The organism is Nocardia sp. NPDC056000 (assembly GCF_042269265.1).
Taxonomy (GTDB): Bacteria; Actinomycetota; Actinomycetes; order Mycobacteriales; family Mycobacteriaceae; genus Nocardia.
In genome coordinates this window covers 194,829-213,776 of record NZ_JBHJXS010000003.1, presented here as the reverse complement: position 1 = coordinate 213,776, position 18,948 = coordinate 194,829, and the positions used below count along the sequence as shown (strand labels likewise).

Below are 18,948 nucleotides of genomic sequence, written 5' to 3'. Positions count from 1 at the left end.
TCAGCGGAAGGCCAGCGCGCCGATGGTGTCGGTGTGGCGGTAGCGCAGATATTTCTCGACGGTGTCCGAATCCACGGTGGTGTCGGCGGTGGCCAGGGTGATCACCAGGAATTCGGCTTCGCTGCCGTCGCGCCATTTGCCGGTCTCGAAGTGCGAGATGTAGGTCCCGGCGGGGAGGTTGATATCGCCGTCGTCGAAATGATCCTCGGCGGCGGCGGCTTTGGCGGCATCGCTCATGGTGAGCACGAACTGGGTGAGCATGAGACCGCCGTTCTCGGACTTCCACACCAGTTCCGAGGCGTACTGGCAGCCGAGGCCGGTGAGTTTGCCGTTCTCCTCGACGGGACCGCAGGTGTCGTAGTCGCGCCCCTGGACCCAATCGGCCTGCAACGCGACATCGCCGAGCTTGAAATTCCACGCCTCGCCGAATTCGGTGTAGGTGAAGCGGTTACCGGCGGGTGCGGCCTGAGTGGTGGTATTCGGGCGCGTGGAGGTGGTTTCGATAGGCGGTTCGACGCTGCTGGTCGTCACCGTCGCCTGATCGGAGCTGTCGCCGCCCGTGAGCACCACGACCGCGCCGACTCCGACGGCCAGCACCGCGACCGCCGCCAGGGCGATGCCGACGATCAGACCGGTATTCGAACGCGGTGGTTGCGGCGGCGGCGCGCCATAGCCCGGCTGCTGCGAATATCCTTGCTGCCCAGGCCATCCCGGCTGGGCGACGGGCTGCTGCCAGGTCGGCTCGCTCTGCTGTGCCTGATATCCGCCCTGCTGCGCCTGATATCCGTCCGGCTGTGCCGCGAATCCGGGCTGTTGCCAGGCGTCGCCCTGCTGCCCCGGCCAGGCCGGTTGCGCGGGCTGCGCAGGCTGCGCGGGCTGGGTCGGCGCCGCCGGTTGGTCCCACCAGGCCGCGGCCGCGTCCTCCGCGGGCTGTCCGCCCTGGCCGTGCGGATCGCCACCGAATCCGGATCCGGATGGCGGGCCGGGGGGATAGCTCATGTAGTCAACCTTTCACGGCGCACCGGGGACCTCCCGACCCGGCGAAATGTCACCGAAGCGTAGAACGGCGGCCGATCATGATCCAATCACGGTGTGACTTCCGATCTCGTGGTGTGCGGCGCCGGTCCGGCGGGGCGAGCGCTGGCGCATCGCGCACTGGTGCGGGGGCAGTCGGTCACGATCATCGATCCACGACCCGAACGCCGGTGGAGCGCCACCTACGCGGCCTGGGCCGATGAACTGCCGGAGTGGCTGGATCCCGGGGTGTTCGCGGCGACCGTGGACCGTCCGGCCGTATGGACCACCCGGCGCATCGAACTGGATCGCCGCTATTGCGTTTTCGATACCGCGGCCCTACAGGATTCCCTCGATCTGACCGGCGCGCGGATCATCACGGACCGGGTGATCGACATCGTCGCGCCGCCGCGCTTCGGCACGCGCAAGGATGAACTGCCGCTGGCGCGGCTGGCATCGGGGACGGATGTGCCGGGCGGTCGCGTCATCGACGCCCGGGGTGTGTCCCGCTCCCCCGGTCTCGCCGAGCAGACCGCGTTCGGTGTGGTGCTCGATCGCGACCGCTGGGCCGATCCGGACACCCTGTTCATGGACTGGCGCATCGACAATGGCGCACGGCCCGATGAGCCGCGCTCATTCCTCTACGCGGTTCCCTTGGGCGACAATACGATTCTGCTCGAGGAGACCTGTCTGGCGGGCCGCCCGGCCCTGCGCACCGAGGTGCTGCGCGATCGTCTGGCAACCCGATTGCGTTCTCGCGGAGTGACTCTCGACGGTTCCGAGCGCATCGAACGCGTCCGATTCCCCGTCGAAGGCGGCCGGGCGCACCCCGCCGCCTTCGGTGCGGCGGGCGCGCTCATCCATCCGGCGACCGGATACAGCGTCGCGGCGGCGCTGCGCACCGCGGATATTCTCGCCGCCGGGGATTCGATCTGGAACATTTCATCCCGCACGGTCAATCGCCTGCGGCACATCGGATTACAGGCCCTATTGGCGCTCCCACCACAGGATTTGCCGATTTTCTTCGACAAATTCTTCGAGCTGACCCCCGAACGCCAGCGCGCATATCTCTCCGGTCGTGATGATCTGGCCGGGACCGCCGTCGCCATGACGGCTCTGTTCGCCGCGCTTCCGTGGCGTTCGCGTCGTACACTCGCTCGCGCCACAACCGGTTCCTAGCCCCCTTTATTGCGGGCTGGGGCGGGCTGCGGCCGAGTGCGAGACTTCCTGCGCCGCAATAACAGAACTCGTTAACCGGAGTACCGAATCACCATGCCAGACGGTAACCGAAGCCCCATTGTCCTGTCCGTCGTCATTCCCGCTCTGAACGAGGAGAAATCGATTCTCGCGACCCTCGACCGCCTGGTCGACCAGGATGCGGTGGACGAGATCATCGTGGTGGACAACGGGTCCACCGACGAGACCCGCGATCTAGTCGAGAAATACATTGTAACCAGCCCCAAAGTGCGGCTGCTCGACGAGCCCAGACGCGGTCTGCCCTTCGCCCGGAACACCGGTTTCGATGCGGCCCGAGGTGAATTCATCGGGCGTACCGATGCCGATACCCTGGTGTTTCCCAACTGGGGTGAAACCATCAGAACGTATCTCGCCGATAATCCCGAGGTCGGCGCGGTCACCGGAATCACGACCTATCACGATTCGCCGGTGGGATTCCTGCTGCGCCTGGGATATTGGATTCAGGACCGGCGCGGCGCACTCGGCAATCGGGTGGGAAATCTGCACGGGCCGAATATGGGAATCCGGCGCACGGCCTGGCTCGAAGTGCGCGATCAGACCATCACCGGAGTTCCGGTCGCCGAGGATCTCGATCTGGCGCTCTGCCTGATCAAGAAACAATTACCGATCCAGCAGCTGAAGGATTTGCGGGCCGATACCTCGGCCCGGCGGCGGCGCGCCACCCCGCGCGAATGGTGGCGATTCCAGCAGACCGGCCTCAATACGCTGCGCGGACAGGGATTCTGGGTATTGCCGCTGCACCGCAGGGTGATCGTGGGCGCGTGGCTGGCACATACCGTGCAGTGGCCGATCTATCTGTTCTGGGACTTCGAGGCGCGGCGATTCACGCTGCGCCGCACCGGAACCCGGATCTCGTCGATCGGCCACTGACGGTTGCACCCGCCGGGGCGCGTGGGTGTACCGGTCAGGCCGCGCCCCAGCGGGTGACGAGCGCCTCGAGACCCGCCGGGGTGGGAGCACCCAGCAGCCGCAGGCGGGCAATGCCGCCGTCCGGATAGATATCGAGACGCACGTGGGTGGCCGGCCGCGCACCCTGCACCCGGAAGCGGTGCGGGGTATCGGGCTGAATCGGCACGGTCGGCAGCAGGTCGAACCAGTCCGGTGCGTCCGGACCGGGAATCGGTGCCCCACTGGGCAGATCGATGCCGAGCAGTCGCACCTCGGCCGGGGAGTTGAACACCAGGTTGGTGGTGTCGATTTCGATGAGCTCCGGAATACCCTGGGCGGCAAGGCGAATCACGGCCCAGTCATTGCCGTCATCGCGGCGGCGGGCGGTCTCCCAGCCCTCGGCCTGATTCCGCGCCAGGCCGGGGGCGAGCATATTGTCCGCGCCCGAGTAGAACAGATTCGAGCAATCGATGGCCCGGCCACCGTATTCGAGTGCGGCCAGGTCCACGGTCAGCCCGGTCAGCAGCGCCGGATCGGGCACCACGTCACCGTGCACCCGGAAACGGGCCACACCGCCGTCCGGATGGATATTCAGGCGCACATGGGTGAAGATCCGCTCCTCGTCGACGGGCAGTTCGTGCCGGGCGTCGCCCTGCAGCGCCGTGCGCGGCACGATCTCCACCCACTCGGCCGAATCCAGCTGCGCCACATCGGGATAACCGGCGACCCGGCACGCCTCCACGGAGGCGGACGGGGGGTAGTTGCCCTTGAACCAGGCGGTGTCGATCACCACCCCGCGCACGATGCCGGGCATGCCGAGCCGCACGATCGCCCAGTCGTGTCCGGGCGCGCCGCGCCGCCGCCGGGTCTCCCAGCCGTCGTATTCCTGGCCCTTGGTGCCGAAGGTCTCGGCGGAGAAGCGCGGTTCCCACGGCTGGATGAGATTCTCGCGCTCTTCGAAGGATTCGTCGCTGGCGGCGATCACGCTCGCGCGGTAGGTGCGCAGCGCCAGATTCGGCAGGCTGGTGAAGTCCGACATCAGTTCCCTTTCGGTCGATGTTCAGGTCGGTGGAGAGTTCAGGCGTTGCGGGAGAGCAATTCACCCAGGCGGGTTTCGGCGATGCGCACGGCCAGCTGTTCCAGCAGCGGCCCGGCATTGTCGATACAGCGCTGCGGATCGGGCTCGATATCGGTGAGCGCGTAGGCGTCCTCGAATCCGAAGCGGCGCAGCATATCCCGGGTGAGCAGCCGCTGCCCCGCGACCGCGAGCACCGGAATGCCCGCCGCCGCGGCGGCTTTGGCCACCCCCATCGGAGCCTTGCCGTGCAGGGTCTGCCGATCCAGGCAGCCCTCCCCGGTGATCACCAGCCGCGCGCCCTGTAGCCGATCGGTGAAATCCAGCTGCCGCAGGATCAATTCGATACCGGGTTCGCTGCGTGCGCCGAGGAAGGCGATGGCGGCGAATCCGACACCGCCCGCCGCACCGGCCCCGGGCCGATCCGACAGGTCAACACCCAGATCCCGGCGCGCGATCTCGGCGAAGCGCGCCAGACCGCGCTCCAACTGCACGACATCGTCCGCGCCCGCGCCCTTCTGGGGCGCGTACACCTGGGCGGCCCCGCGCTCACCGAGCAGTGGGTTGTCCACATCCGAGGCCACGGTGACCGGCACGCGCAGCAGATCGGCGAGATCGATGCGCTCGAGTCGTTGCAGCGCGACGCCTCCCGGCGGCAGCGGCGCACCGTCCGCGTCCAGCAGGCGCGCGCCCAGCGCGGTGAGCATGCCCGCACCGCCGTCGGTGCAGGCGCTGCCGCCCAGCCCGAGCACCACGCGCCGGGCACCGCGCGATACCGCGGTGCGCATCAGCTCGCCGGTGCCCGCGCTGGTGGCGGTGCGCGCGGTGACCGGGGTGGGCCGGTCGGGTAGACGCCGGAGCCCGGAGGCTTCGGCGAGTTCGATAATGGCCGTCTCGCCCCTCATTGCCAACGAGGCGACCACTCGATTCCCGACCGGCCCGGTGACGGCGGTCTGCAGGCCGGCGAAACCCGCTGCCACCATCGCGTCCACGGTGCCGTCCCCGCCATCGGCGACGGGGACCGAGACCACCGGCAGTTCCGGGCGCACCCGCCGCAGTCCGGCCGCGAGATGCTCGGCGACCTGGGCGGCGGTCAGCGACCCCTTGAATTTGTCGGGGGCGATGATCACCTGCCCATCGCGCCAGCCCCGGCCCGAACCACCGCGCGCGTGAATCACGAAGGGCTCCCGGCCGATTCGTACTCCGCCCGCGCGGCGATGGCGGTGGGGGCATCGGAGAACGATTCGGCGAGTTCCTCGAACTCGTTGACGCTGTCGATCTCGAGACCCATGGACACATTGGTGACGCGTTCGAGAATGACCTCGACCAGCACCGGCACCCGATGTTCGGCCATCAGCCGCTTGGCCTCGGCGAACGCGGAGCCCAGCTGTTCGGGCTCGGTGACGCGAACGGCCTTGCAGCCCAGCCCTTCCGCGACCTTCACATGATCGACGCCGTATCCGCCGACCTCCGGACTGTTGATGTTGTCGAAGGACAGCTGCACGTAGTAGTCCATATCGAACGCGCGCTGCGCCTGACGGATCAGGCCCAGGTACGAATTGTTCACCACCACGTGCACGTACGGGATCTTGAACTGCGCGCCGACCGCCAATTCCTCGATGAGGAACTGGAAGTCGTAATCGCCCGACAGCGCGACCACGGTCTCCTCCGGCAGGGCGGTGGCGACGCCGATGGCGGCGGGCAGCGTCCAGCCCAGCGGTCCGGCCTGTCCGGCGTTGATCCAGTGCCGCGGCTTGTACACATGCAGCAGCTGCGCCGCCTGGATCTGCGACAGTCCGATGGTGGTGACGTAGCGGACGTCCTGCCCGAAGGCCGCGTTCATCTCCTCGTACACCCGCTGCGGTTTGATCGGCACGGTGTCGAAGTGCGTCTTACGCAGCAGGGTTCGCTTGCGGTCCCGGCATTTCCCGGCCCATTCGGAGCGGTCGCGCAGCTGTCCGGTGAGCTTCAGATCGTGTGCGACATCCAGGAACGCCGCCAGGGCCGCGCCAGCGTCGGAGACGATGCCGTAGTCGGCCGCGAACACCCGCCCGATCTGGGTCGGCTCGATGTCGACGTGCACGAAAGTGCGATCCTTGGTGTAGGTTTCGACGCCACCGGTATGCCGGTTGGCCCACCGATTGCCGATACCCAGCACGAAATCCGATTCCAGCAGCGTGGCATTGCCGTAGCGGTGCGAGGTCTGCAATCCGACCATGCCCGCGTGCAGCGGATGGTCATCGGCGATGGTGCCCCAGCCCATCAGCGTGGGCACCACCGGAATTCCGGTGAGCTCGGCGAATTCGAGCAGCAGATCCGCCGAGTCGGCGTTCACGATGCCGCCGCCCGCCACGATGAGCGGTCGCTCGGCCGCGTTCAGCATCATGATGGCTTTCTCGGCCTGCGCCCTGGTCGCGGTGGGCCGATGCACGTCCAGGGGCGTGTAGGTCTCGATATCGAATTCGATCTCGGCCAGCTGCACATCGATCGGCAGATCGATCAGCACGGGTCCGGGACGCCCGGATCGCATGAGCTGGAACGCCTTCTGGAAGGTGCCCGGCACCTGCGCGGGCTCGAGCACGGTCACCGCCCACTTGCTCACCGGGGCGGCGATCGAGGCGATATCGACGGCCTGGAAATCCTCCTTGTGCAGTTTGGCCACCGGCGCCTGCCCGGTGATGCACAGGATCGGAATGGAATCCGCACTGGCGGAATACAATCCGGTGATCATATCGGTGCCCGCCGGACCGGAGGTGCCGATGCAGATGCCGATATTGCCGGGTGCGGCGCGGGTGAAGCCCTCTGCCATATGCGAGGCCGCTTCCACGTGCCGGGCCAGGATATGGCCGATCCCGCCGTGTGCGCGCATGGCGCTGTAGAACGGGTTGATGGCCGCGCCGGGTAGCCCGAAAGCCTGTGTCGCGCCTTCCTTTTCGAGAATGAGGACGGCCGCGTCCACTGTCCGCATGCGTGTCATATCAGATCCCCTTCCGGATCAGCGTCAGCGGCCGATCGGTCGAATTCGCCGTCGGCGCGAAGGTGCGGACGTGCGGTGTGCGCGGCTCGACGGTGCAGCGCTCCACCACCCAGCCCGCCGGAACGCCGATGGCGCAAATGCCGTGCCCGTGCGCCATATTCGGTCCGAAGCCGGACTCCAGCTCCTGTGCGGCGACCCTCACGCGGTCCCCTTACCGGACAGCGCCTCGGCGACCAGCAGCAGCGCGGAGTGATCCAGCGAGCCGTGGCCCATGGCGCGGGCGGCGGCGATGAGCTGGGCGGTGAGCGCGCCCATCGGGATGGCGACCTCGGCCTGGCGGGCGGCGGCCAGGATGATGCCCATATCCTTGTGGTGCAGATCGATGCGGAAGCCGGGCTGGAAGCTGCGCTCCAGCATCGACTTTCGCTTCAGCTCCAGAATCTTGCTGCCCGCCAGGCCACCGGCCAGCACGTCCAGGCCCGCCTCGGCGTTCGCGCCCAGGTTCTCCATGAGCAGGATGGCCTCGGCGACCAGGGCGTAGGTGCCGCCGACCACCAGCTGGTTGGCGGCCTTGACGACCTGGCCCGCGCCATTGGGGCCGACCAGGGCGATGGTCTTGCCGACCGCCTCGAAAACCTCTCGGGCGGACTCGAAGTCATCGCGGGAGCCGCCGACCATGATGGACAGGGCGGCGTTCTTGGCACCGGGCTCGCCACCGCTCACGGGGGCGTCCAGGACACGCAGTCCCTTCTTCGCGCCTTCGGTGGCGGTCCACTCCGAGGTGCGCGGGGTGATGGTGGAGAAGTCGATGTAGAGCGTGCCGGGCGCGGCGTGCTCGAGCACCTCGGCGAACACCGATTCCACATGCTCGTCCTGCGGCAGCATGGTGATGACGATGTCCTTGTCGCGCACCGTCTCCGCGGCGTCCGCGCCCGCCTTGCCGCCGGCGGCGGTGAGCCGTTCGACGGCGGCGGCGCTGTGGTCGTAGCCGGTGACGTCGTGACCGGCCTTGACCAGGTGTCCGGCCATGGGGCCGCCCATGATGCCGAGGCCGACGAATCCGATGGTGCTCACTTGATCCACTCCCAGTTCAGTTCGGGGTCTTTGTATTCCAGGCCGATGTAGCCGTCGTAGCCGCTCGCGTCCAGTGCCGCGAACAGCTCGGCGAAGTCGAGTGCGCCGGTGCCGGGGCGTCCGCGCCCGGGCGAATCGGCGATCTGGACGTGGCCGATATAGCCGCCGTAGGTGTCGATGACGGCGGGCAGGTTCTCGCCCATCCGGGCCAGGTGGTACAGGTCGCAGAGGAACCGCACATTGGGTTCGCCGACGGCCTCGATAATCCGCACCGCGTGCGCGGCCGAGACGATCGGATAGTCCTGCGACTCATAGGCATTGAGCGCCTCGAGCAGTACCGTCGCACCGATGCGCTGCGCGGCCGTGGCTGCCAGGCGCAGATTCTCCAGCGCCAGCTCGTCCTGCTTCTCCGGATTCTCGGCGGCGATCCGGTTGCCGTACAGCGCGTTCAGCGCCTTGCATCCGGTGCGCTCGGCGATGCCGATCGCGATGTCGATATTGTCCCGGAACCTGGTCTCCTGCCCGGGGATGGAGACCAGGCCCCGGCCCGCCGGAATCAGATCGATGAAATTCAGGCCGACGAGCTGTACCCCGGCGTCCTCGATGGAGGCGACGAAGGCATCGATATCGGCATCGGCGGGCGTGGGATCCGCGCCGAACGGCCACCAGAATTCCACCGCGTCGAACCCGGCCGCCTTGGCCGCCGCCGCCCGCTCCAGCAGCGGTAGATCGGTGAACAGGATGGAGCAGTTGACGTCGTATTTCCGGAGCGCGCCCCCGGCGGTGTATTTCATCGGGTTCCTTCGCGGTAGGTCGACCAGCTGCCGAATTCGGTGATGTCGATCAGCTGCGGGTACGAGACGGGCGGGCGGCGCAGCAGCATGGCCAGCACCGAGCGGTGGTCGTCGAGTTCGATCACGCCGAGTTCGAGCTCGGGCGGTTCGGCCGGGAGCAGACTCTTGCGCAATACCTCCATCGAGACCTCGAAGAGTTCGCCCGCGATGGGCGCGCCGCCGTCGGGGACGGGATGCAGGCCCGGGAAGCGGTCACCGATGGAGTAGAAGCGGTACTGCGCCGAGGTGGTCACCTCACCGGCGAACGGTGCGCCGTCGAGCAGGTGATTCAGGGGTCCGCCGCGCATGGCTCCCCCGTTCAAGAAGATCAAAGGCATTGGGGTCTATCCTTTTTCGGTCATTTCGAGGGGGTTCCAGCGCATCCGGGATGTGGATGTCGGGGACGGGGACGGTGTCGCGGTGTATGGGTCCACCGCTCACGCCCAGGGGGATTCCGGAGCCGCCGCGGCGCACGGCCACGATTTCGGCGGCGATGGAGACCGCGGTCTCCTCGGGGGTGCGCCCGCCCAGATCGAGGCCGATTGGTGAGCGCAACCGGGCCAGTTCGGCTTCGGTCATACCGTTCGCCCGCAGGCGGGCGAGCCGGTCGTCATGGGTGCGCCGCGAGCCCATGGCTCCGACGAAGGCCACCGGCAGGCGCAGCGCCACTTCCAGCAGCGGCACATCGAATTTGGCGTCATGGGTGAGCACGCACAGCACGGTGCGGGCATCGACGCGAGTGTTCGCGAGGTAGGTGTTCGGCCATTCGACCACGACCTCGTCGGCTTCGGGAAACCGTGCGGGCGTGGCGAATACGGGCCGGGCATCGCAGACGGTGACGTGGTAGCCGAGGAATTTGCCGATGCGGGCGACCGCGGCGGCGAAATCGATGGCCCCGAACACGATCATCCGCGGCGGCGGTACCTCGGATTCCACGAAGACGGTGGATTCGGCTGTGTCACAACCGATGACGCGGATTCCGGTCGCGCCGGTATCGAGCATGGCTCGTGCCTCGGCGACGACGGTCTCGTCGAAGGTGGCCCCGACGGTCCACCACGATCCCAGGGCCATGGCGGCCCCGGTGTTCACGTCGCGGACCAGTGCGACGGGTTCCTCGGAACGCAGGAGTGCTTCGAAGGCGGTGCGATTGGCCGCCGTGACCGGCTGTACGAACACCTCGATGGTGCCGCCGCAGGTCAATCCGACCGCGAAGGCGTCGGAATCGCTGTACCCGAACGTTTCCCGCACGGGTTCGCCGGTGCGCAACGACTCGCGGCACAGCTCGTAGACCGCGCCCTCGACGCATCCGCCGGAAATGCTCCCGACGACAACGCCTTCGGTGTTCACCGCGAGGGCCGCGCCCACCGGCCGGGGCGCACTGCCGCCGATGCCGATGATCGAGGCGACGGCGTAATCCTGCTGCGCCGCATGCCAGGTCAAGAGTTGTGCCGCGATGTCGCGCATATCAGCCTCCCAGGGCCAGTTCGATGGCGTTGATGCCGAAGTAGGCGGCGAAGACCACGCTCACCACGGCCACCAGCCAATGGATTTCACTGAACTTGCCGCGCGCCGCCTTGATCACCACGTACGAGATCAGGCCGGCGCCGACGCCATTGGTGATCGAGTAGGTGAAGGGCATGAGCGCGATGGTCACGAAGGCCGGGACCGCGATCTCCAGATCGGTCCAGTCGATCTTGCGGGCCTGGGTCATCATGAGCGCGCCCACCAGCACCAGGGCCGGAGCCGCGGCCTGGATCGGCACCACCGCCGCGAGCGGGGTGAAGAACACCGCCGCGGCGAACAATCCGCCCGTCACCACGCTGGTGAGTCCGGTACGAGCGCCCTCACCGACGCCCGTCGCGGATTCCACGTACACCGTGCTGCCCGCACCACCGCTGACGCCGCCGATCACCTGGGCGATACCGTCGACGGTCAGGATCTTGCCGATACCGGGCATGGTGCCCTTCTCATCGAGCAGCTTGGCCTCGTCACAGACACCGAAAACCGTTCCCATGGCATCGAAGAAGCCGGTCAGCACCAGCGTGAACAGCACCACGCTCGCCACCAGCCCACCCGCCCGGGCGAATCCGCCGAACAGGTCGACATTGAGCATGAGACCGAAATCCGGTGCGGCGAAGAAGGAATCGGGCCGCTTGGGCACGACGGTCCCCCACGCCTTGGGATCGATGGTGGCCAGGGCGTTGATCACGATGGCCAGCAGCGTGGAGACGGCGATGCTGATCAGGATCGCGCCGGGCACCTTGCGGACGTACAGCGCCAGCATGAGCAGCAGCCCGACCGCGAAAACCACCACGGGCCAACCCTGTAGATGTCCGTCGACCCCGAGCGTGACCGGCGGCCCGCCGGGCGCACCGTGCCCGACCACGCCGGAGGAGACCAGGCCGATCATGGCGATGAACATGCCGATGCCGACACCGATGGCGTTCTTGAGCGCCGTCGGAATGGCGTTGATGATCATGGTTCGCAGGCCGGTGGCGGCCATGATCACGATGATCACACCCATCAGCACGACCAGGCCCATGGTCTGCGGCCAGGTCATATGCGGGGCCGCCTGGAAGGCGACCACCGGGACCACCCCGAGACCGGCCGCCAGGGCCAGTGGTACGTTGCCGACCAATCCCATCAGGACCGTGGAGAGTCCGGCGGAGAACGCCGTGGCGGTGGTGAGCTGGGCGATGCTCAGATGGTTGCCGTCGATATCGGTGACCCCGCCGAGAATCAGCGGGACGAGCAGGATAACGTAGGCCATGGCGACGAATGTGGTGATTCCGCCGCGGATTTCGCGTGAGACAGTGGTATGTCGTTCATTCAACTTGAAGAACCGGTCGAGTGCCGAACCCCGGGCGATTGTGGTGGTCGCCGTGGGAGTCGGATCTTGGATTTGGGTCATGGCATGCCCTCCTGTTGGGCGTAGCCGACCTACGGTCCGGGATTCATCGCCTCCGGACCGCGGATTCGGTTGCTGCGTTGTGGAGTCCCTACCGGGTGAGATCCGGTCTGCCCCTGTTGATCAACTGCCCCGGATGATGTCTTCCGGTCGTACCGGTACGCGGGTGATGTGCCCGGTACCGCCCTGCTTGCGGCAGGCGTCGCGAATGGCTGCGGCGATCGCGGGTGTCGAGGAGAGAGTGGGCGGTTCGCCCGCACCGCGTAACCCGTAGGGGGCGTGCGGATCCGGATTCTCCAGAATTTCCAGCCGCTGCGGGGGTGTGTCGAGAATGGTGGGGATCAAATAGTCCGTGAAGGACGGGTTCCGCACCTTGCCATTGCTTACCTGGATTTCCTCCATCACTGCCAGACCCAGTCCTTGAATCGATCCGCCGTGGATCTGGCCCTCGAGGGACAGGCGGTTCATGATCTTGCCAACGTCCTGGACCGCGTCCAGGGCAACGACTTTCACCAATCCGAGTTCGACATCGACATCGACCACGGCCCGGTGCACGCAGACCGCGAGCTGGGTGTGGCTATTGCCCTGTCCGGTCACCGGATCCATGCCCGTGGTGGGCTTGTGGTGGTATTCCCTTGTCTCCTCGATGATTTCGTCGCCGAGCACATCGGCGATGGCCGAGAGCACCTCACCGGTGCCCGCCACGACCTTGCCGCCGATGAGTTGCAGACCGCGATGCGCACCGTGCTTGCCCTGCGCGAGAGCGAGTACGCGCTGGCGCACCGCTTCGCACGCGGCCTTCACCGCGCCGCCGGTCATATAGGTCTGCCGCGACGCCGAGGAGGAGCCCGAATCGCCGACTCCGTTATCGGCCGGATGGATGACCACCCGTTCGATGCCGAGTTCGGTGCGCGCGATCTGCGCTTCGACGGTGACCAGACCCTGGCCGACCTCGGCCGCGGCGGTGTGCACCATGGCGACCGGTTCGCCGCCGATGACCTCCAGTCGGACCCGGGCGGTGGACAGATCGTCGAAACCCTCGGAGAAGCAGATGTTCTTGATGCCGACGCCGTAACCGACCCCGCGCATCACACCCTCACCGTGAGTGGTCTGCGACGCACCGCCGGGAAGATTGCGAATATCGCTGGCGTCCATGGCATCCGGGAGCGGCATCTCACTCAGGGTGGTGAGCATTTCCTTCAGCGGCGTGGGCGCGTGCACGATCTGACCGGTGGCCAGCTTCGACCCCTGCGCGACGACATTGAGCTGGCGCACCCGCACCGGATCCATATCCAGGGCCTCGGCGAGCTTGTCCATCATCGACTCGTGCGCGAAGCACGCCTGCACCGCGCCGAAGCCGCGCATGGCGCCGCAGGGCGGGTTGTTGGTGTACACCCCGTAGGCGTCGATCTCGATGTGCGGGATTTCGTATGGTCCTACAGCCAGCGATGAGGCATTGCCGGTCACGTTCAGCGTCGCGGAGGTGTACGCGCCACCGTCCAGGACGATGAGAACCTTGGCGTAGGTGAGCTTTCCGGCGGCGGTGGCCCCGAATTCGTAGAGCATCTTCGCCGGATGGCGATGCACGTGACCGAAGAAGGATTCCTCGCGGTTGTACATCATCTTGATCGGCTTACCGGTGTGCATGGCCAGCATGCCCGCGTGGATCTGCATGGACAGGTCCTCGCGGCCGCCGAACGCACCGCCGATACCGGCCATGGTCATGCGGATCTGATCATCGGCCAGGCCCAGGCACGGCCCGATCTGCGAGAGATCGTTATGCATCCACTGGGTGGCGACGTAGAAGTCGAGTCCGCCGTCCTCGGCCGGAATCACCATGCCGGATTCGGGTCCCAGGAACGCCTGGTCCTGAATGCCGACCTCGAACTCCTCCTCGACCACCACCGCGGCCAGCGCCCGGCCCACGGTGATATCGCCGACCCGCACCGGCTGATGCCGGGCGATACCGCCGCGCTCCTGCACCTTGAGCTTGGTCGGGGCCGACAGCACCGCCATCGGATCGGTGATGGGCTCGAGCACCTCCCAGTCGATATCGATGAGAGCCAGTGCGCGCCGGGCGATCTCGGGATGATCGGCCGCGACCAGGGCGATGGGCTCACCGTGATGGCGCACCTCGCCGATCGCCAGGACCGGCTGATCCCAGGTGTGGTCCAGGCCGTACACCTTGCGGCCGGGCACATCCTCATGGGTGAGCACGGCGTGCACACCGGTCAGAGCCAGCGCCGGGGCGATATTGATGCTCTTGATGATGGCCCGGGGATGCGGGCTGCGCAGGGTCGCGCCCCACAGCATGCCGTCGATCCACAGATCCGAGGCATAGGCGAACTCGCCCTTGACCTTCAGCGTGCCGTCCGGTCGCAGCGGGCTGTCGCCGACGCCGCCGCGACCGGGGGCCGCCACCTCGCCCGGGAACCGGGTGGTACGTGCGGTGGTCATCGGCCACCCTCCTGACGCAGCAGGCGCTTACGGGCGAGCACGCCCGCGCGGCCGACCTGATCGTGCGGCAGCGTGCGCAGTTCGTCGTTCTGCACGACGGTGCGGCCGCCGACGAGCAGCCGGGCCAGCGGCGGGGTGGGGCCGAAGACCAAGGCGCACACCGGATCCGCGACCGCGGCGCGGAAACCGTCGACGCGCCACATGGCGATATCGGCGAGCTTGCCGGGTTCGAGGCTGCCGATCTCGTTCTGGCGGCCCAGGTTCCGAGCACCGCCGAGGGTGCCCATTTCCAGGGCCTGGCGGGCGGTGAGGGCCTTGGGACCGTGCACGGCGCGCTGGAACAGCATGGCCTGGCGCATTTCGCCCGCCATGGACGTCAATTCGCTCGAGGCCGCGCCGTCCACGCCCAGGCCGACCGGAGCGCCGGCGGCGAGCAGATCCGAGACGCGGGCGATGCCCGCGCCGAGCCGGGCATTGGAGCTCGGGCAGTGTGCCGAACCGGTGCCGGTTTCGGCGAAGCGGCGGATATCGGAATCGTGCAGGTGCACGGCGTGTGCGAACCACACGTCATCGCCGAGCCAGCCCAGCTTCTCCATGTATTCGACGGGGGTGCACCCCATCTGCTCGACGCAGTGTTCTTCCTCGTCAAGGGTTTCGGCCAGATGGGTGTGCAGGCGTACGCCCTTGGCCCGGGCCAGCTCGGCCGCGTCGATCATCAGGCCCTCGCTCACCGAGAACGGCGAGCAGGGCGCGACGGCCACGCGCAGCATGGAATCGAAGGAGGCGTCGTGATAGCGATCGATGATCTCCGCGGTGTTCAGCAGGATCTCTTCGCGGTTCTCGACCACCTCGTCCGGCGGCAGTCCGCCCTGGGACTGCCCGCGATCCATGGAACCGCGGCAGGGGTGGAAGCGAAGGCCGATCTCGCGGGCCGCCATGACCTCGGCTTCGAACAGATCGCCGCGGCCCTTGGGGAATACGTAGTGGTGATCGCTCGAGGTGGTGCAGCCGGTCAGCGCCAGCCAGCCCAAACCGGCTGTGGCGGCGCCGTATACGACATCGGCGTCCATACCCGCCCAGGTGCGGTACAGCCCGGTGAGCCATTCGAACAGCGTCGAATCCTGGAACAGGCCCTGGGTGGCCCACTGGTAGAGGTGGTGGTGGGTGTTCACCAGGCCCGGGGTTACCAGGCAGCCGGTGCCGGAGACGCGTTCGGCGCCCACCACCGTCGGCGCCGGTCCGGCGCCGAGGGCTTCGATGCGGCCATTGTCGATGACGAGGTATCCGGATTCGATCTCATCACCGACGACCGGTGCGATGTAGGCATTCTCGATGACGATCTTGCCCGCATTGGGTAGGGAAAAGTTCGTAGTGGTCACTGGGCGACCGCCTTTCGCTGTGCCGCCAGGCGCACGGCGTCCAGGATCTTCTCGTATCCGGTGCAGCGGCACAGGTTTCCGGCCAGCGCCTCACGGATCTCCACATCGGAGGGATCCGGATTGCGCTCGATCAGATCGTGCGCCTGCACGATGAGACCCGGTGTGCAGAAACCGCATTGCACCGCGCCCGCCTCGACGAACGCCTGCTGCATGGGATCGAGGCGATCGCCCTCGGCCAGACCCTCCACGGTGCGCACCGAGCGCCCGTGCACCTGACCGGCGGCCACCAGACACGAACAGACCGGCGTGCCATCCAAATAGACCGTGCAGGAACCGCATTCGCCCTGTTCGCAGGCATTCTTGGAACCGGGGAGCCCGGCCCGCTCACGCAGCAGGTACAGCAGGCTCTCCCCCTCCCAGACGTCGTCGACGTTCTCCGGGGTGCCATTGACGGTGAAACTCACGCGCATCAGGCGGCCCTCCTCTCCGCTGTGTAGTCGTTCCAGGCCCAGCCGAGGCTGCGACGGGCCATGACAGAAAGCGCGTGCTTGCGGTAGTCCGCGGTGCCGCGCACATCGTCGATGGGTTTGGCGGCGGCGGCCACCAGGGTGCCGAACTCGCGCAGCAGGCTGTCGCTCAGCGGGCGCGGGTTCTCCCAAGGCAGTTGTGCCGCAAGGAAATCCTGGGCGTCATGCGCCCGCAGCGGGGTCGGCCCGGCCGAGCCGATACCGGTGCCGACGGTCCGGGTGTCCGGATGCAGGGCGATGCCGAAGGAGCAGACCGCGATGACCATGGCATTGCGGGTGCCGACCTTGGTGAAGTACTGCGGGCCGGTGGCGGGCCGCAGCCAGACGGCGCGAATCAGCTCATCGGGCTCGAGCGCGTTCTTCTTGACCCAGACGTAGAAATCGTCGATCGGGATCATGCGGGTGCCGCGCGCGGCGGACTCCACCTCGACGGTCGCGTTCGCGGCCAGCAGGGCCGGATGCGCGTCACCGGCGGGTGAGGCGCCGCCGAGATTGCCGCCCACGGTGCCGCGATTGCGAATCTGCGGGGAGCCGACGGTGCGCGAAGCCTGCGCCAAACCGGGCAGGCGATCGCCGAGACGGCGGATGATGCGCTCGTACGGCACACCGGAACCGATGCGCAGCCGGGCGTCGCCGGTCTCCTCGTAATCGAAGAGTTCGCGGCACGGGTTCAGATCGAGCAGTGCGCCCGGGCGATGGCGGTCGAAGTTCAATTCGACCATCACATCGGTGCCGCCCTGAATCGGCACGGCGTCGGGGCGCTCGGCGCGGAGCGCGAGTGCGTCCGCCCAGCTCTCGGGTCGTAGGAAATCCATTGCGTTACTCCGGGATTCAGGACCAGGCCGGTCCGGCGGGAGGCACTTCGCGCACCACGGTGCCCTCGATGAGCCCGTACGGGCGATCGGCGGCCCAGTACACCTCGTTGTCATTGACCAGGCCGAACGGCGACAGGTCGACCTCGAAGTGATGCTTGTTGGGCAGCACCAGCTTGACCTCGGCGATATCGGGGCAGGTCTCGAGCACACGCTCCCCCATCTCGAACAGGGTCTGCTGCAGCGACAGGCTGTGGGTGTCCGCGAAAGCCTGGAGCAGACAACGCTTCACGACCTCGTAGGACTTATCCCATTCGACGTTCTCACCGCTGTGCCGCCACTGCGCGTTCACCTCGGTGGCCAGCACGCGCTCGCGGGTCTCGCGCAGCGTGGTGTAGCGATCCTTGATGAAGCCGTGGAATTCGGATTTGGTGGTGTTCAGGACGGTCAGATCCTTCAGACCGCTCACCACCCAGGCCCGGCGACCGTCGTAATGCACCAGCGCGGTGCGGGTTTCGCGGCCCGAGCGCACGAACGAGTGCGGATGGCTGTTGAGCCCCACCACATTTCGCTCCCATTCGTATTCCTCGAGCTCCACCCGGGAGTGCTCGATGGAGGGCTGCGAATCGACGAAGTGCCGGGCCAGTTTCAGGCCGAAATCCTCCGGGGAGGCGATGCCGTGCTGTTTGGCGAAGGCGAACACCGTGTTCTTCTGCGTATCGGTGGGCAGCACGGTGGCGTTGTCGCCGGTCAGGTGCACCTGCTCCATATCGCCCGACAGCGCGACGCTGACATTGAGATCGCGGATCTGGTGTTTGGTCCCGTTCTTTTCGACCCGGACGACGCGGGTCTCCGCCTTGCCATAGCGGTTGGGACCGAGCTTGATCGACATTGTCAGCTACCTCGATACGTGGAGAAGGAATAGGGGCTCAGCAGCAGCGGCACGTGATAGTGCTGCGCCGGATCGGTGACGGTGAACGCGATGGTCACCTCGGGATAGAACGGGCTCAGGTCGCCGGTGTCGAAGATGAGCCGGTGCACCCCGGGTTCCGGGGCGGGCAGATCCTTGATGCGGCCGTCGGCGTCGGTTTTCCCTTGCGCGAGCAGCGTGCCGTCGGCGGCTTCCAGCCGAACCGACACGCCGTCCGCGGGGCGACCGGTGGCCGCGTTCAGCACATGAGTGGAGAGACTCATATCAACCCCAGCAGCTTGCGCAACCGCAGCCGGGTGATGGCGGCCAATTCCGCTCGCACCACCGCGCGTTCGGCCTCGACCGAATTGCCCAGCCGGCGCTCCAGCTCCGCGAGCATCTCCTCGGCGGTGCGGCCGGTGGCGCGAATCAGGAAGACATGACCGAAGTGGTTCTCGTAGGCCACATTCCGATCCGCGAGCAGAGCGCGCACCTGGTCGGAGGCGACGGCCGCACCGGACTGTTCATCCTGCGACCACCGCGCCTCACGCTGTGCGACCTCCCCTGAAACACCTTCGGCGCGTGGGGTTTCCGCGCGCTCGCCGATGCGGGGGTGCGCCCCGAGGGCTTCCTCGATATCCGTCCAGTCGAGGGCGTCCAGGCCCCAGAGCGCGGCCTGCATGAGGCTGGACTCATCGATGTACGGCCGTCCGACCACCATCTTCCGAGCCCATTCCCGCGAGGCGCAGCAGCTGAGCAGCTGGGCCTCGGCCTCTTCCAGGGGCAGCGACCCGAGCCATTCCAGGCGACCCGACATCCGACCTCCATCCATTGGCG

19 protein-coding genes are annotated in these 18,948 nt (G+C 67.2%); 2 read left to right on the top strand and 17 right to left on the bottom strand.

What is annotated here, in order from left to right:
* Entirely contained in the window at window positions 1-999 is a 999-nt protein-coding gene (locus ACFC4D_RS09655) for a hypothetical protein (protein ID WP_376062390.1), read from the bottom strand.
* A gap of 93 nt (window positions 1,000-1,092) precedes the next feature.
* Here ACFC4D_RS09655 and ACFC4D_RS09650 point away from each other — a divergent pair, with 93 nt between their 5' ends.
* The gene (locus ACFC4D_RS09650; RefSeq protein ID WP_376062389.1) at window positions 1,093-2,193 is read left to right on the top strand and encodes a lycopene cyclase family protein; all 1,101 of its coding nucleotides are present in this window, start codon (window positions 1,093-1,095) and stop codon (window positions 2,191-2,193) included.
* Window positions 2,194-2,286: 93 nt separating this feature from the next.
* Window positions 2,287-3,141 (top strand): glycosyltransferase family 2 protein, encoded by an 855-nt coding sequence (locus ACFC4D_RS09645; RefSeq protein ID WP_376062388.1) that lies wholly within the window; start codon window positions 2,287-2,289, stop codon window positions 3,139-3,141.
* Between the two features lie 34 nt (window positions 3,142-3,175).
* Here the strand turns inward: ACFC4D_RS09645 and alc are convergent, their stop codons facing one another.
* The 16 genes from alc to uraD all read right to left on the bottom strand — a co-directional run bounded on the left by alc (window position 3,176) and on the right by uraD (window position 18,928).
* The gene (gene alc, locus ACFC4D_RS09640) at window positions 3,176-4,198 is read right to left on the bottom strand and encodes an allantoicase (RefSeq protein WP_376062387.1); all 1,023 of its coding nucleotides are present in this window, start codon (window positions 4,196-4,198) and stop codon (window positions 3,176-3,178) included.
* A 38-nt stretch (window positions 4,199-4,236) separates the two neighbouring features.
* On the bottom strand, window positions 4,237-5,412 hold the full coding sequence (locus ACFC4D_RS09635) for a glycerate kinase (protein WP_376062386.1): 1,176 nt from the start codon (window positions 5,410-5,412) through the stop codon (window positions 4,237-4,239).
* Window positions 5,409-7,211, bottom strand: a complete 1,803-nt coding sequence (gene gcl, locus ACFC4D_RS09630; protein ID WP_375953137.1) for a glyoxylate carboligase — start codon at window positions 7,209-7,211, stop codon at window positions 5,409-5,411. Before gcl ends, ACFC4D_RS09635 begins: the two co-directional genes overlap by 4 nt.
* A gap of 1 nt (window position 7,212) precedes the next feature.
* The gene (locus tag ACFC4D_RS09625) at window positions 7,213-7,413 is read right to left on the bottom strand and encodes a hypothetical protein (RefSeq protein ID WP_375953139.1); all 201 of its coding nucleotides are present in this window, start codon (window positions 7,411-7,413) and stop codon (window positions 7,213-7,215) included.
* The gene (locus tag ACFC4D_RS09620; RefSeq protein WP_375953141.1) at window positions 7,410-8,285 is read right to left on the bottom strand and encodes an NAD(P)-dependent oxidoreductase; all 876 of its coding nucleotides are present in this window, start codon (window positions 8,283-8,285) and stop codon (window positions 7,410-7,412) included. The genes ACFC4D_RS09625 and ACFC4D_RS09620 overlap by 4 nt, the downstream gene beginning before the upstream one ends.
* Window positions 8,282-9,079, bottom strand: a complete 798-nt coding sequence (locus ACFC4D_RS09615; RefSeq protein WP_375953143.1) for a hydroxypyruvate isomerase family protein — start codon at window positions 9,077-9,079, stop codon at window positions 8,282-8,284. Before ACFC4D_RS09615 ends, ACFC4D_RS09620 begins: the two co-directional genes overlap by 4 nt.
* Window positions 9,076-9,426, bottom strand: a complete 351-nt coding sequence (locus ACFC4D_RS09610) for a gamma-glutamylcyclotransferase (protein ID WP_376062385.1) — start codon at window positions 9,424-9,426, stop codon at window positions 9,076-9,078. Before ACFC4D_RS09610 ends, ACFC4D_RS09615 begins: the two co-directional genes overlap by 4 nt.
* Entirely contained in the window at window positions 9,374-10,582 is a 1,209-nt protein-coding gene (locus ACFC4D_RS09605; RefSeq protein ID WP_376062384.1) for an XdhC family protein, read from the bottom strand. The genes ACFC4D_RS09610 and ACFC4D_RS09605 overlap by 53 nt, the downstream gene beginning before the upstream one ends.
* A gap of 1 nt (window position 10,583) precedes the next feature.
* Window positions 10,584-12,029: an NCS2 family permease gene (locus ACFC4D_RS09600; RefSeq protein ID WP_376062383.1), complete on the bottom strand. Its 1,446-nt coding sequence runs from the start codon at window positions 12,027-12,029 to the stop codon at window positions 10,584-10,586.
* Window positions 12,030-12,149: 120 nt separating this feature from the next.
* Window positions 12,150-14,483 carry a xanthine dehydrogenase family protein molybdopterin-binding subunit gene (locus ACFC4D_RS09595; RefSeq protein WP_376062382.1) on the bottom strand — a complete coding sequence of 778 codons (2,334 nt, stop codon included), beginning with the start codon at window positions 14,481-14,483 and terminating at the stop codon, window positions 12,150-12,152.
* Window positions 14,480-15,862: an 8-oxoguanine deaminase gene (locus ACFC4D_RS09590; protein WP_375953152.1), complete on the bottom strand. Its 1,383-nt coding sequence runs from the start codon at window positions 15,860-15,862 to the stop codon at window positions 14,480-14,482. Before ACFC4D_RS09590 ends, ACFC4D_RS09595 begins: the two co-directional genes overlap by 4 nt.
* Window positions 15,859-16,332, bottom strand: coding sequence for a (2Fe-2S)-binding protein (locus tag ACFC4D_RS09585; protein ID WP_364635755.1), 474 nt, complete (start codon window positions 16,330-16,332; stop codon window positions 15,859-15,861). The genes ACFC4D_RS09590 and ACFC4D_RS09585 overlap by 4 nt, the downstream gene beginning before the upstream one ends.
* Window positions 16,332-17,204, bottom strand: a complete 873-nt coding sequence (locus ACFC4D_RS09580) for an FAD binding domain-containing protein (protein ID WP_375953155.1) — start codon at window positions 17,202-17,204, stop codon at window positions 16,332-16,334. The genes ACFC4D_RS09585 and ACFC4D_RS09580 overlap by 1 nt, the downstream gene beginning before the upstream one ends.
* Window positions 17,205-17,220: 16 nt before the next feature.
* Entirely contained in the window at window positions 17,221-18,093 is an 873-nt protein-coding gene (gene pucL, locus ACFC4D_RS09575; RefSeq protein ID WP_364635760.1) for a factor-independent urate hydroxylase, read from the bottom strand.
* A gap of 2 nt (window positions 18,094-18,095) precedes the next feature.
* On the bottom strand, window positions 18,096-18,395 hold the full coding sequence (gene uraH, locus ACFC4D_RS09570; protein ID WP_364635764.1) for a hydroxyisourate hydrolase: 300 nt from the start codon (window positions 18,393-18,395) through the stop codon (window positions 18,096-18,098).
* On the bottom strand, window positions 18,392-18,928 hold the full coding sequence (uraD, locus tag ACFC4D_RS09565) for a 2-oxo-4-hydroxy-4-carboxy-5-ureidoimidazoline decarboxylase (RefSeq protein WP_376062381.1): 537 nt from the start codon (window positions 18,926-18,928) through the stop codon (window positions 18,392-18,394). Before uraD ends, uraH begins: the two co-directional genes overlap by 4 nt.
* Between the last annotated feature and the right edge of the window lie 20 nt (window positions 18,929-18,948).

Bases quoted from the DNA above. Each gene is read 5' to 3' on its own strand.
- ACFC4D_RS09655 (WP_376062390.1), bottom strand. From the start codon at position 999: ATGAGCTATCCCCCCGGCCCGCCATCCGGATCCGGATTCGGTGGCGAT.
- ACFC4D_RS09645 (WP_376062388.1), top strand. From the start codon at position 2,287: ATGCCAGACGGTAACCGAAGCCCCATTGTCCTGTCCGTCGTCATTCCC.
- alc (WP_376062387.1), bottom strand. From the start codon at position 4,198: ATGTCGGACTTCACCAGCCTGCCGAATCTGGCGCTGCGCACCTACCGC.
- gcl (WP_375953137.1), bottom strand. From the start codon at position 7,211: ATGACACGCATGCGGACAGTGGACGCGGCCGTCCTCATTCTCGAAAAG.
- ACFC4D_RS09615 (WP_375953143.1), bottom strand. From the start codon at position 9,079: ATGAAATACACCGCCGGGGGCGCGCTCCGGAAATACGACGTCAACTGC.
- ACFC4D_RS09610 (WP_376062385.1), bottom strand. From the start codon at position 9,426: ATGCGCGGCGGACCCCTGAATCACCTGCTCGACGGCGCACCGTTCGCC.
- ACFC4D_RS09605 (WP_376062384.1), bottom strand. From the start codon at position 10,582: ATGCGCGACATCGCGGCACAACTCTTGACCTGGCATGCGGCGCAGCAG.
- ACFC4D_RS09600 (WP_376062383.1), bottom strand. From the start codon at position 12,029: ATGACCCAAATCCAAGATCCGACTCCCACGGCGACCACCACAATCGCC.
- ACFC4D_RS09595 (WP_376062382.1), bottom strand. From the start codon at position 14,483: ATGACCACCGCACGTACCACCCGGTTCCCGGGCGAGGTGGCGGCCCCC.
- ACFC4D_RS09585 (WP_364635755.1), bottom strand. From the start codon at position 16,332: ATGCGCGTGAGTTTCACCGTCAATGGCACCCCGGAGAACGTCGACGAC.
- ACFC4D_RS09580 (WP_375953155.1), bottom strand. From the start codon at position 17,204: ATGGATTTCCTACGACCCGAGAGCTGGGCGGACGCACTCGCGCTCCGC.
- pucL (WP_364635760.1), bottom strand. From the start codon at position 18,093: ATGTCGATCAAGCTCGGTCCCAACCGCTATGGCAAGGCGGAGACCCGC.
- uraH (WP_364635764.1), bottom strand. From the start codon at position 18,395: ATGAGTCTCTCCACTCATGTGCTGAACGCGGCCACCGGTCGCCCCGCG.
- uraD (WP_376062381.1), bottom strand. From the start codon at position 18,928: ATGTCGGGTCGCCTGGAATGGCTCGGGTCGCTGCCCCTGGAAGAGGCC.